The 12,022-nt window shown below is 48.1% G+C and carries 11 protein-coding genes, 1 tRNA gene and 1 riboswitch; of the genes, 6 read left to right on the plus strand and 6 right to left on the minus strand.

The window, feature by feature from the left end; genetic code table 11:
• Positions 1-104 precede the first annotated feature (104 nt).
• A riboswitch (SAM riboswitch) is annotated at positions 105-213 on the minus strand.
• Positions 214-283: 70 nt separating this feature from the next.
• The 4 genes from ACYVEA_RS01300 to ACYVEA_RS01315 are packed head-to-tail and all read right to left on the minus strand — an operon-like array spanning position 284 to position 3,880.
• Positions 284-646: an SxtJ family membrane protein gene (locus tag ACYVEA_RS01300; protein WP_461111496.1), complete on the minus strand. Its 363-nt coding sequence runs from the start codon at positions 644-646 to the stop codon at positions 284-286.
• Positions 647-649: 3 nt separating this feature from the next.
• Positions 650-799, minus strand: a complete 150-nt coding sequence (locus tag ACYVEA_RS01305; protein ID WP_177236522.1) for a DUF5989 family protein — start codon at positions 797-799, stop codon at positions 650-652.
• Between the two features lie 17 nt (positions 800-816).
• Entirely contained in the window at positions 817-1,983 is a 1,167-nt protein-coding gene (locus ACYVEA_RS01310) for an SGNH/GDSL hydrolase family protein (RefSeq protein ID WP_461111497.1), read from the minus strand.
• A 34-nt stretch (positions 1,984-2,017) separates the two neighbouring features.
• Complete coding sequence (locus tag ACYVEA_RS01315) at positions 2,018-3,880, minus strand: carbamoyltransferase family protein (protein ID WP_461111498.1); 1,863 nt, start codon at positions 3,878-3,880, stop codon at positions 2,018-2,020.
• A gap of 174 nt (positions 3,881-4,054) precedes the next feature.
• On the opposite strand from ACYVEA_RS01315, the gene ACYVEA_RS01320 reads away from it, so the two are divergent.
• The 4 genes from ACYVEA_RS01320 to ACYVEA_RS01335 all read left to right on the plus strand — a co-directional run bounded on the left by ACYVEA_RS01320 (position 4,055) and on the right by ACYVEA_RS01335 (position 8,488).
• Positions 4,055-4,942: a Ppx/GppA phosphatase family protein gene (locus ACYVEA_RS01320; protein WP_461111499.1), complete on the plus strand. Its 888-nt coding sequence runs from the start codon at positions 4,055-4,057 to the stop codon at positions 4,940-4,942.
• Positions 4,939-5,904, plus strand: coding sequence for a GNAT family N-acetyltransferase (locus ACYVEA_RS01325; protein ID WP_461111500.1), 966 nt, complete (start codon positions 4,939-4,941; stop codon positions 5,902-5,904). The genes ACYVEA_RS01320 and ACYVEA_RS01325 overlap by 4 nt, the downstream gene beginning before the upstream one ends.
• Before the next feature lie 140 nt (positions 5,905-6,044).
• Positions 6,045-6,950 (plus strand): hypothetical protein, encoded by a 906-nt coding sequence (locus ACYVEA_RS01330; protein WP_461111501.1) that lies wholly within the window; start codon positions 6,045-6,047, stop codon positions 6,948-6,950.
• A 17-nt stretch (positions 6,951-6,967) separates the two neighbouring features.
• The gene (locus ACYVEA_RS01335; RefSeq protein WP_461111502.1) at positions 6,968-8,488 is read left to right on the plus strand and encodes a sulfatase family protein; all 1,521 of its coding nucleotides are present in this window, start codon (positions 6,968-6,970) and stop codon (positions 8,486-8,488) included.
• A gap of 95 nt (positions 8,489-8,583) precedes the next feature.
• Here the strand turns inward: ACYVEA_RS01335 and ACYVEA_RS01340 are convergent.
• Positions 8,584-8,655 (minus strand) — tRNA-Arg (locus ACYVEA_RS01340).
• A 68-nt stretch (positions 8,656-8,723) separates the two neighbouring features.
• On the minus strand, positions 8,724-9,047 hold the full coding sequence (locus ACYVEA_RS01345) for a hypothetical protein (RefSeq protein WP_461111503.1): 324 nt from the start codon (positions 9,045-9,047) through the stop codon (positions 8,724-8,726).
• 681 nt (positions 9,048-9,728) lie between these two features.
• Between ACYVEA_RS01345 and pseB the strand changes: the two genes are divergently transcribed.
• Together pseB and pseC are read left to right on the plus strand one after the other, a co-directional pair.
• Positions 9,729-10,754 (plus strand): UDP-N-acetylglucosamine 4,6-dehydratase (inverting), encoded by a 1,026-nt coding sequence (gene pseB / locus ACYVEA_RS01350; RefSeq protein WP_461111504.1) that lies wholly within the window; start codon positions 9,729-9,731, stop codon positions 10,752-10,754.
• Positions 10,755-10,816: 62 nt separating this feature from the next.
• Positions 10,817-12,013 (plus strand): UDP-4-amino-4,6-dideoxy-N-acetyl-beta-L-altrosamine transaminase, encoded by a 1,197-nt coding sequence (gene pseC / locus ACYVEA_RS01355; RefSeq protein ID WP_461111505.1) that lies wholly within the window; start codon positions 10,817-10,819, stop codon positions 12,011-12,013.
• Positions 12,014-12,022: the final 9 nt, after the last annotated feature.

A 12,022-nucleotide genomic window follows, 5' to 3' on the forward strand; every position in this document is an offset into this window, starting at 1 on the left:
TGTTTCAGTGCATAGTTGTTAGATACGCTAACAAACAGCTGGCTTAAAAAAGTCCAAAAAATCAAAAAAGGCTTATGACCAAAAAGATAGGTAGCAGACGGCTAATCTTATCTATCCCGGTTGGTGACCGGGCGGAAATTGGCACCATTCCCTGAGGCTGGTTGGTTGCCAAGACATCATCGGGTCCTTTCCCTCCGTCTTTCTGGATAAGCTACAGCAAATCTAAACAAAAAAAAGGGTACACCGACAACCAGTGTACCCAAAATAAGTCAATTTTATTCGTCTACCAAGTCTGCTCTAAATCTTCTTTTGTATACAGATGATTCCGTTCGTTATAGAAAGAAGCATCGTCTGTTCGCTTGATGCCCAGTGGATTTTTGGCTGTCATGCGATAGAGCAGGGCAATAGGGAATAAAAAGACGAAGAACATAATAGACAGAATGATCTTGCCATTTATATTCCCCAGGATTTCGGCCAGTTTGAACCAGGCTTTCACAATCAGGTCACCCGCGGCTGGAATGGCTAGGCTCAATACGCCTACAGTTGCTGCTCCATAGAGCCACCAGGGCGATTTGAACACAAAATACAGCACCACCAGGCCAGTTACGATGACTAGCTGGGCTTTCACTTTTTCGGTAATATCCATGCCTTAAAACAATGTGTAGATAAACGGAGCAACGGCCGAGCCACCGCCAATAACGATCAGAATACCAATGAGTAGCAATAAAATAATCATTGGTGCCAGCCACCATTTTTTGCGCTGCTTGAGAAATTTAAAAATGTCCTGTAAGAATTCCATGAGTTAATCCAGTTTGCTTATTTGTTAACAGAGGTAATGGATGAGTCTTGAAGTACACCAGGGTTCGACTGCATCAGTTGAAATAAAGCTTCGCCGACACGTTTATTCACAATTGGGCTAGCGTGCCCATCATTACGTCCTACCACCCGATCCTTGATATCGATGTCGCCGATGAGTTTGCCAACCTCCAGAATCGGGACGTTATTCTTCCGAAAAAAGTCAACGACGGGCTTCGTATACTCAGCCGACTGTTCCAGGTTATGGACAAACGGGAACATCACCACATAGAGCCGGGCGTTATTGGCTTTAGCGTATTCTACGAATTGGTTGAGATCGTTCAGGTGGTCGTTAATGATGGCGGGTGTGCCATAAGCCGTTCGGGCATACGTATCAAAAGGCGCAAAATTACCGTGCGGAAACTGCCAGTACAGATAGTTGAGTAAGTAGGATTTAATGAACAAGGGCTGAAGCGGCCGCGGCAAATCAGAGTAGGGAGCAAAACCCGTCGGCACTAAACCATGATCATGCGCTACCTTTTCGATGTCATTGGGAAAATATTGCAATATCAGCACATCCGGCTTTACGGCAAATTTAGTCAGTCGTTTAAACTCGTCACGGGTATCGGACCCCGATATGCCCAGGTTATAGGTTACGTATTGTTTGCCATCCAGTTTTTCACTCAACACGTTCCCGTAGCGCTCATCGGCCGATTTCAAGCCGTGTCCTGATGTGAACGAATCGCCAACAATCAGAACTTTCTTTTTACCCAACGTATCGGTTTTCGGTGAATCACGGTAGTTATCCGGAGTCATCGGCAACCAGTAGCGTTCAAACCAAATATGCGATGCCAGCGTCAGGCCACCCTCCTGACTTTGGGCGACAAACATAAACCCAATCTCCAGCGCGACCAGTATCAATACAACCGGCACAAACAAAGTCGCTATGTTTCCACCCAGTTTGGGTGGCTTCGGATTTTTGACAATGCCATAGTAATAGATACGTAGCAGCTCAATGACAATCAGCAGCAACAGGCAGCCTTTTATCAACCGGACGTATACATTATCGAATAACCCGAAATGTGGGTAATCGAAGCTAACGCCAAAGTGATCACCAAAAAATAGAATGAATGCCAGGAATCCCAGTAGCAGTAAGCGAACAGCACTGGAAACGAGTTTTGAGCCCATTAAACGAAGTCGTTCGTCAAGTGAATGACGTATATTAGTCTAAAACAAATTCTTCTTTCCAGTTGTCACTTCCCTGCCATTCGGGCTGTTTCCGCTTGTCGAACAGGAAGTTACCTACGGCTAGATAATCCATTTCGGTACGCATGAAGCATCGATACGCATCGTCGGGCGTGCAGACGATTGGCTCACCCCGCACGTTAAAACTGGTGTTAACAATCACGCCAAATCCCGTAAGCTGTTTGAACGCATCGATCAACTGATAGTAACGGGGGTTCGTGTCTTTGTGCACCGTTTGAATCCGGGCCGAATAATCAATGTGCGTAATGGACGGCAAATCAGACCGTTGGTAATAGAGCTTGTCGCGCAACGAAAAACTGGCATAGTTGGCCGGAACCGGTGTCCGACGCTTCTGGGCTACTGGGTGTACCAGCAGCATATACGGCGAAATGCCGTCGTAATCGAAATATTCAGCGCAATCTTCAGCCAGCACTGACGGAGCAAATGGCCGGAACGATTCGCGGTATTTAATTTTCAGGTTTAGCTTCTTTTGCATCTCCGCGTTCCGTGGATCGCCCAGAATGCTACGTCCACCCAGCGCCCGTGGGCCAAATTCCATCTGCCCCTGCACCCACCCTACTACGTTGCCGTCGGCAAGCAATTTGGCAGCATCGCGACTCAGGTCATCGAAATTCTCATAATGGGTGGCAACGCCTTTGTACTTTTTGGCCATCAACTCAACATCCAGATCCGAGAATGTTGGTCCCAGGTAAGAGCCGCGCATGGCATCACGCTCGGTCGTAACCTCCCGCTCCTGCTGGAAATAGATATGATAAGCGGCTAGAGCAGCCCCCAAGGCGCCACCGGCATCACCAGCGGCTGGCTGAATAAAGATGTCTTTAAAGATCCCGGCGGCCTGAAGCTTTCCGTTCGATACGCAGTTCAGCGCTACACCACCCGCCATAACGATCGCATCGGCATTGGTCAGACGTTTGGCTTCGCGCGCCATGTTCAGCACGACCTCTTCGGTCAGGTACTGAATGGCCAGTCCCAGATTGCAATGATGCGCCTGCAATTCGTCTTCGGGTTGGCGAAGCGGAAAACCAAACAGCTCTTCCCATTTGCTGGCGTGCACCATGCGCAGCCCTGTAGCATAATCGAAATACTCCTGATTTAGCCAGATGGAGCCGTCGGGTTTAAGGTCAGCAAGTTTTTCTTTGATAAGTGTCATGTACCGGGCTACGTCCGGCGAGGTCGGATCGCCATAGGGAGCCAGGCCCATCAGTTTGTATTCGCCTGAGTTAACCCGGAAGCCGAGAAAATAAGTAAAGGCTGAATACAACAGCCCGAGCGAGTGCGGAAACCGCATTTCCTTAAGGATCGAAATATCTTTCCCATCGCCCAAACCGATGGAAGCCGTAGCCCATTCGCCTACCCCATCAACGGTTAAAATGGCGGCCCGCTTAAAGGGAGATGGATAAAAAGCACTGGCTCCGTGCGAAAGATGGTGCTCTGGAAATAGTAATTTCACCTTGTTTGAAGGATCATATCCTAACTTTTCCAATTCCTCACGAATCAACCGCTTGAGAAATAATTTCTCTTTCAGCCAAACCGGAATCGACATCAGAAACGAACGTATACCCTTGGGAGCAAAGGCATAATACGTCTCCAGCAACCGCTCAAATTTGAGCAGTGGTTTATCGTAGAAGACAATGGAATCCAGTTTATTTATGTCGACACCGCCATATTGAAGACAGTATTTAATCGCTTGAGCGGGGAAACCCGGATCGTGCTTTTTTCTAGTAAATCGCTCCTCCTGAGCGGCCGCAACGATTCGGCCATCTTCAATCAATGCAGCTGCCGAATCGTGATAAAAAGCAGAAATACCTAATATGGTCATGAACTAGTATACCAGTAACGAGGGGTCAAAAGTAAGGGTTTTTTCTGGCAATCGACGTATCGGGCCCATTTAGACTTACTTTCCGGTTAAATAGTAATCGCTACGTAACATAGGGTGCGCCGTTTTGAAATAAACTATCTTTGGCCGTTTTTCAGCAACAACGCCTAATTTATTGTGAAACTGGCAGCCATTGATATCGGCTCTAATGCAGCCCGCATGCAGATCTCGACCGTTCTGCATAATGACAACCTCGTTAGCTTCAAACGCGTCGAATATGTACGATTTCCACTCCGTTTGGGTCACGACGTCTTCAACTACGGTGCGCTAACGCCCGAAAGTGAAGCCCGAACCACCAAACTCATGCAGGCCTATAAGCTGCTCATGGAACTGCACGAAGTAGAAGGATACATGGCTTGTGCTACGTCGGCTATGCGCGAAGCCTCGAATGGCCCGGAGATTGCCAAACGTATCGAAGCAGCTACGGGTATAAAAATTCATATCATTGACGGCCAGAAAGAAGCCGAACTCATTAATAATGTGGTTGTTCAGGCGCTGGACGACCGGCAATATCTGCACATCGATGTGGGGGGCGGCAGCACCGAATTGAACGTGTACGTAAATCGACAAAAAATTAATTCTAAATCCTTCAAAATTGGCTCAGTACGTCTGCTGGAAGGTAAAGAATCAAAAGGGGCCTGGCGGAAAATTGAAGATTGGGTTCAGGACAATATCGATACAACGCAGGAAGTGACAGCCGTTGGTACGGGCGGCAACATCAGCAAACTGTTTAATCTGGCGGCCAAAGTATCTGAAACGGAAACAAGCCTGGCCGAAATCGAACGTATCCGACATTACATTGCGGGCTTCAGCCAGGAGGATCGGATCAATAAGCTACGCCTGAATGCTGACCGTGCTGATGTAATCGTTCCAGCCGCCGATATTTATATTTCGGTGATGAAATGGGCGGGAGCCGAAAAAATTATCGTGCCTGATTTAGGCTTAAAAGATGGCATTATTCAGTTGGTCTACGGCCAACTGAATCGTCGAAAGCCAGTGTGGTGAACCAAATTTCCGTAACCAGTCACACGATTCTACATCAGTATAATCCGAAACCGATTGATATTCCGGCCTTCTGTCAGCCCGGTTTTTTCTTTAACGAAACGGCCCATCTCCGCCAGCAACTCGATGGGCAGTTTCATCTACTCTCGGCACTGAACCAACGTACCGGACTGGCTGATGCCCGGTGTGCTTTCTTTATAAAGGCTGGCGATGCGGTTAGTCCCGGTGCCGCTCCGTTCGGGTCCATCGAATTTGTGTCAACCTTGCCGGATTCGATCCTGGACCAGTTTTTGTGTTCATTGAGTGAAGCCGTTAAATCAACTGGCGCGACTATGTTTCGACTCATTACGTATCCGCACTGTTATGCACCCGAACAGTCTATGAGACTCGGCACTAAATTATTGACATATGGATTTCAATTAATCGCCGAAAATCCGACCTTTTTCCTGTCCGTTTCCGATCAGAATTTTGACAGCAACCTGGTTCCGGCCGAACGTCGGCGACTGCGCAAATGCCAGGAAGCGGGTTTCGGGTTTGAACACCAGCTAAGTCCGAACATCAGCAACATAGTAAAGTTTGTCCAGAAAGCCCGCCAGCAGCAAGGTTACCCACTACCGGTTAGCGCTGATTATCTGTCCCATTTATTACGGACATTCCCGGATCATTTTTCTGTGTTCACCGTTTCCGATAACCAGACGCTGGCGGCTATGATGATAACTGTTCGCATCCGAGAAGACATTTTGTATAGTTTTCTGCCTGCTTCAAATACTGATTATAGAACGTTCAGCCCTATGGTGATGCTACATGATGGCCTGTACACGTACTGCCAGCAACAAGGTATACAGCTTCTTGACCTCGGTCTATCGCTCGACAGTTTTCGTCTACCCAAACCCAGCCTGATGCGTTTCAAACATAACCTCGGTGCGCAGGAGTCGCCAAAGCAGGTTTTCGAGAAGCAATTCTGAAACGAGTGACGTATGCTTTTTGTGTAGTTTTACGCTACTCTTTTTCGGACTCACCGAGTTCAACCCAGTGCAGAAGCGGTTGGATTTGTACTGGGTCAAAACCGGTGAGTCCGAAAAATCAACTACAGCTATTTTCACCAATGCTTGAAACCATTTTTAATGCCGTTGCTGCTTTCTTCACCAATTTAGTGCAGTCGCTGTTGTCGCTGGTCAAAGTGCTGCTACGTTCACGGTGGGGAGTACAGTTGCCTCCTCGACAACAGCTACGTTGTTCAGTTCTGGGCAATGGCCCTTCCTTAAATGATTCGCTGGCCAATCACCTGGATTTTCTGCTGGAAACTGAATTGATCGTTGTCAATGGCTTTGCGCTTACGGAGTATTTTACGCGCTTACGTCCGGCCAATTATATTATTGCTGACCCCAACGCCTTTACGTTTCATGACGCTACAACCGGGCGTGAAGATCTACACCAGATCTTGCAGGCGCTGATTACGCAGGTCGATTGGCCCATGCGTTTGTTCATCCCCAATTTTGCGAAGGGTTCTTATTTCATTCAGCAAATCGAAACCGGTAATCCACGCATTGAGCTTATTTATTTTAACCCTACCATCGTTCGTGGATTCAACTGGTTTTGCTACTGGCTCTACACGGCTAATCTTGGTATGCCCCAGGCCCAGACGGTTATTGTTACGGCGCTGTTTCTGATGATCAATCGGAAGTTCGACCAGATTTTCCTGTTTGGGGCCGACACGTCCTGGCATGAACAAATTCGCATCAACGATGATAATCAGCTATTAATCAAACAGGTACACTTTTATGATAAACCTAAGGACGTAGCATTTATGCCCGTTTATAAAGATGCTCATCGTACCCAGACATTCACGATGGCGAGCCAGTTTTTGTCATTGCACAAGGTATTCCGGGGATATGAAGTGCTACGTGAATACGCCGACTATCGGAAAGTTCGCGTGTTGAATGCCAGTAGTAAAAGCTATATCGATGCTCTTGAACGAGTGCAACTGGTCAACCAGTCGGTTGGTCAATAAGGCACTTACGTTTTACCATGAAGAGTAACTTTTTTGTCCTGGCCGTCAGCTTTTTCTTGCTGGGCGAACTGAGCGTCAGGGGTCAACAGAAACCGAACATCGTCCTGATTTATGCTGATGATTTAGGCTATGGCGATATTAGTTGTCAGGGAGCGACCAAAATCCAGACACCTGCTATTGACCGGCTCGCCAAGGAAGGGTTGCGATTCACCAACGCTCACGCGTCTTCGTCCACCTGTACCCCTTCCCGCTATTCGCTACTGACGGGTGAATATGCCTGGCGGAAAACGGGAACCGGTATTGCGCCGGGTGACGCGGCTCTGCTTATCCCAACGGACCGTATTACGTTGCCGGGCGTTCTTCAAAAGGCCGGGTATAAAACAGGCGTTGTAGGCAAATGGCATTTGGGTTTAGGGCCTAAAGGTGGCCCCGACTGGAACGCTGACATCAAACCAGGTCCGCTCGAAATTGGCTTTACATACTCCTTTTTATTACCCGCCACTGGCGACCGTGTGCCGTGCGTATATGTAGAGAATCACCGCATTGTTGGGCTGAACCCCAGCGACCCGATTCAGGTGAGTTACAAGGGCCCGATCGGGAATGAGCCTACCGGAAAAGACCATCCCGAACTACTTAAAATGAAGTATTCGCACGGCCACGACCAGACAATTATCAATGGCGTCAGCCGGATTGGCTACATGAGTGGTGGTAAATCAGCGCGGTGGGTTGACGAAGAAATGGCGGACGTGCTAACCGGGAAAGTGAGCCAGTTCATCGAAAACAGCAAGAGTAATCCTTTTTTCGTTTATTTCTCCACCCACGATATTCACGTACCGCGTTTACCAAATTCTCGTTTTCTGGGTAAAAGTGGCATGGGTCCACGGGGCGATGCTATCCTGCAATTAGACTGGTGTGTTGGCGAAGTACTGAAAACGCTGGACCGCCTGGATTTAGCCAAAAATACGATCGTTATCCTAAGTAGTGACAATGGCCCAGTAGTAGACGATGGCTATCAGGATCAGGCTGTTGAAAAACTAAACGGCCACAAACCCGCTGGTCCGCTACGTGGCGGTAAATACAGTGCCTTCGACGCCGGAACCCGCATTCCTTTCATCGTTCGTTGGCCTGGCCACGTAAAATCAGGCGTATCCAATGCCTTGGTGAGTCAGGTTGATTTACTGGCATCGTTTGCCACCCTGACTGGTCAGCCCCTGGCAAAAACAGACGCTCGGGATAGCTTTAATACACTGGACGTGTTTCTCGGAAAATCCCGAAAAAACCGCGACTACGTTATCGAACACGCCATTGATGGCAACCTTTCCCTGATTCGGGGAAACTGGAAATACATAGAACCGCATGCGGGAGTCAAGGTGATGAAGGAAGTAACTGTTGAAACGGGTAATGACCTCCAGCCACAACTATACGATTTAAAAACAGACCTCGGCGAAACCAGAAATGTGGCTGGTCAACATCCCAAGATCGTCTCTGAATTGGCGACGTTACTGAAAAATATTCGAGATAGAGAGGGCAGCAAATGAAAAGAGCTTAACAACCAAATGTTAAGCTCTTCTTGATCTTAGAGGAGCGATAAAACGCTTCCATCACCACAATTTCTGTACTATACCTGGATTTGTGACCCTATAGGGACTCGAACCCCAACCAACAGTTCCGAAGACTGTGATGCTATCCATTACACCATAGAGTCGTTGCATAGGACAACAAATCCTATAAGGGCCGCAAGATACGCAAAAACCCGTGTCATTAGGAATTAACTTACCACTTACGTCTATTTTCGTCAACATCAAACCCGACCTGATACTCCTGTTCGTGCGTGTTGTCATACTGGCGAACCCGTAGACCAAGCGTACCAGGCACAAAGCCGGCCATTTCAAAACCAAGTTCTACGCATTTTCGATAATACCGTTCAGTTGCATCGTAATAAGCTTCAAAATTCATCAATCCTTGGTATCCATCTGGCCTGTCAATCTTGACCCGGTCATTTTCGTGCTCATCGCCAGCCTTCTGGTGAATGTTTGCCCAAAGATCATCATGAACCAGGCTGCCTATTTGCAGGCTAAAGAATACGCGTGAAACCATGTGGTCGGCGTTACTACCAAGCTCCTGCGAGTCCTGAATACATTTAGAGAAACGTATGATCGCTTTTTGAATCATCTATAGGCAAAAGGAAAGCCTGTTCTGACATACAACCAGTGTTGCTCCCTCTTTATAAATCTACCAACGCGTATTATCCCTAATTAATCCAGCAAGCAACGATTCTATTGAATGTTAATTTCGATGACTCCAGACGTTAATGAGCTATGCGCCAAAACGAACGTTACATATGTATGAACAAGTGTTGTCCCGTGGCGTGGTACCTACTTTGTCAGTTCGGAATAGGCATACTCATTATTAGGCAATTTTTACGACAGCGACTTTAGACGTAGTATACTTCTAGAAGTAACGTCGTCAGCAAAAAATATTTTCGTTTATATCGATTTAGCCTGCCTGGGGATTGTTAAAAGTATAAGGCCATAGGTGTTATCACGTTTTCACATGCACGAATTGCCCATATAACAAATCGCAACGTAGTGACAACTGAATAGTATGTAAGCCGGGCAACTGAGTAATTGTGCTTTTTTTGCTACACTCAGATAGGCTACCTTTGTCTGGTAGACGCCTAAACAATAGCAATCGGGTACTTTTTCAATTCAATAATAGTTCAGTAGCCGGTTAATAAATTTAAGATAACCTACTGATTACAAGAATCTTATAAAGAACGTGTTAGATTTAACAGATAAATCCATTTTGATTACGGGCGGCACCGGCTCGTTCGGCAAGAAATTCGTCGAGATGGTGTACCAGCGGTTTCCGAATATAAAACGCCTGGTTGTTTACTCCCGCGACGAGCTGAAACAGTTCGAAATGGCCCAGTATTACCCCCAATCGAAATACAAGTCCATTCGGTTTTTTATTGGCGACGTGCGCGATGGTGAACGACTCAAACGGGCCTGCGAAGGAGTAGACATCATTGTCCATGCGGCCGCCCTGAAGCAGGTCCCTGCCGCTGAATACAATCCGATGGAGTGCATAAAAACCAACGTCTTCGGCGCCGAAAACGTCATCAACGCAGCCCTAGACAATGGCGTCAAGCGTGTTGTGGCCCTTTCGACCGACAAGGCAGCCGCCCCGATCAACCTCTACGGAGCCACAAAACTCTGCTCCGACAAATTATTCGTAGCAGCTAACAACATGCGCGGTAGTCGCGATCTGCGGTTTTCCGTTGTGCGTTACGGCAATGTAATCGGTTCACGGGGCTCAGTCGTACCGTTTTTTCTCGATAAGCGAAAAGATGGCATATTGCCGATTACGCATCCTGACATGACCCGCTTCAACATTTCTCTTGAGGAAGGGGTTGAAATGGTATTCCATGCGCTCGAACATGCCTGGGGTGGTGAGATTTTCGTGCCTAAAATTCCGTCCTACCGCATCACCGATGTTGCCGAAGCCATTGCCCCCAACGCTGAACAGAAAATCGTAGGCATTCGTCCGGGCGAAAAGCTGCATGAGGAAATGATTACCGAAACCGACTCGCTCAACACGGTCGAAACAGAACGGTATTACGTGATTACACCCTCAACACCAACCTGGGATGTCGACGATTACCTCAAAGCCTTCAATGGTAACCGCGTCGACCTCGGCTTTAAATACAACTCCGGCACCAACACCGACTGGCTTAGTGTGGAACAATTGCGGGCGCAAATTCGCGAACACGTCGATCCGATGTTTACAGCTACGCCAGACTAAAGTCCGGCGCAATTGAATGTATTTTTATTACTTGCGCCGGACTAAAGGCCGGCGAATGCAGTATGAACCAACCCATTCCATACGGTCGTCAACACATTACAGACGAAGACATTGCGGCCGTCACGGCGGTGCTACGTTCGCCCTACCTGACGCAAGGCCCAAAAATTGGCGAGCTTGAAGCAGCCTTTGCCGAGTATATCGGATCAACGTACGCCGTTGCCGTCGCGAACGGTACGGCAGCTTTGCACCTGTGCTGTATAGCACTCGGTGTTACGGAAGGAACGCGGGTCATTACAACCCCCATTACGTTTTCGGCGTCGGCGAATTGCGTGCGGTATTGCGGGGGTGAGGTTTATTTTACCGATGTTGATCCAGACACCGTTCTGCTTGATCCTAATGCAGTACGTAAATTACTCGAAAGCCATCCTCAAGGCTATTTTTCGGGAATTATTCCAGTCGATTTTGCGGGTTATCCTGTCGATATGGTTGCCTTTCGGGAACTGGCTGATGAATTTGGTCTATGGATCATTGAAGATGCCTGCCACGCACCGGGCGCTTCGTTCGTGAGTGAAACGGGCATCGAACATCGTGCTGGCGATGGGTCATTAGCCGATCTGGCCATTTTCAGTTTTCATCCGGTGAAGCACATTGCGGCTGGCGAAGGCGGTATGATCACGACAAATAATGAGTCGTTATACAAGCATCTGCTACGTCTCCGGACGCACGGGATTACGAACAAGCCAATCGAATTCACAACGCCCTATGCGGGCGAACCTGAACGGGGCGGCTGGTATATGGAGTTGCAGGAATTAGGCTATAACTATCGCCTGACCGATATTCAGGCAGCTTTGGCACTGAGTCAACTAGGGCGAGCCGACACGATGCTCGACCGGCGTCGCGAGTTGGCAGCCCGATATGATCTGGCTTTTTCGGAAGCTGCATCGGCTGGAATCCCGGTGCAGATGATCGTTCCACCGGCGGGCGTTGGTCATGCCTATCATTTGTATGTGATTCAGACGCCGGACCGTAAAGCTTTGTACGATTTTTTGCGGACGAAACAGATTCTGGCGCAGGTTCACTACGTGCCGGTGCATCTGATGCCATACTACCAAAATTTAGGGGGTAAACCGGGCGATTTTCCAAATGCCGAACGTTATTATGCTGGCTGCTTAAGTCTGCCGTTGTTCCCGACGCTGACCAACGAGGAGCAGGATTACGTGCTTGATAACGTAGTGACCTTCCTCAAGTCCAGTCGATAATTCATTATC

The sequence above is a fragment of the Spirosoma jeollabukense genome (genome assembly GCF_054777855.1).

What these genes read in the sequence shown, in the direction of transcription:
- ACYVEA_RS01300 (WP_461111496.1), bottom strand. Translation starts at nt 646, where the DNA reads ATGGATATTACCGAAAAAGTGAAAGCCCAGCTAGTCATCGTAACTGGC.
- ACYVEA_RS01305 (WP_177236522.1), bottom strand. Translation starts at nt 799, where the DNA reads ATGGAATTCTTACAGGACATTTTTAAATTTCTCAAGCAGCGCAAAAAA.
- ACYVEA_RS01310 (WP_461111497.1), bottom strand. Translation starts at nt 1,983, where the DNA reads ATGGGCTCAAAACTCGTTTCCAGTGCTGTTCGCTTACTGCTACTGGGA.
- ACYVEA_RS01315 (WP_461111498.1), bottom strand. Translation starts at nt 3,880, where the DNA reads ATGACCATATTAGGTATTTCTGCTTTTTATCACGATTCGGCAGCTGCA.
- ACYVEA_RS01330 (WP_461111501.1), top strand. Translation starts at nt 6,045, where the DNA reads ATGCTTGAAACCATTTTTAATGCCGTTGCTGCTTTCTTCACCAATTTA.
- ACYVEA_RS01335 (WP_461111502.1), top strand. Translation starts at nt 6,968, where the DNA reads ATGAAGAGTAACTTTTTTGTCCTGGCCGTCAGCTTTTTCTTGCTGGGC.
- ACYVEA_RS01345 (WP_461111503.1), bottom strand. Translation starts at nt 9,047, where the DNA reads ATGGTTTCACGCGTATTCTTTAGCCTGCAAATAGGCAGCCTGGTTCAT.
- pseC (WP_461111505.1), top strand. Translation starts at nt 10,817, where the DNA reads ATGAACCAACCCATTCCATACGGTCGTCAACACATTACAGACGAAGAC.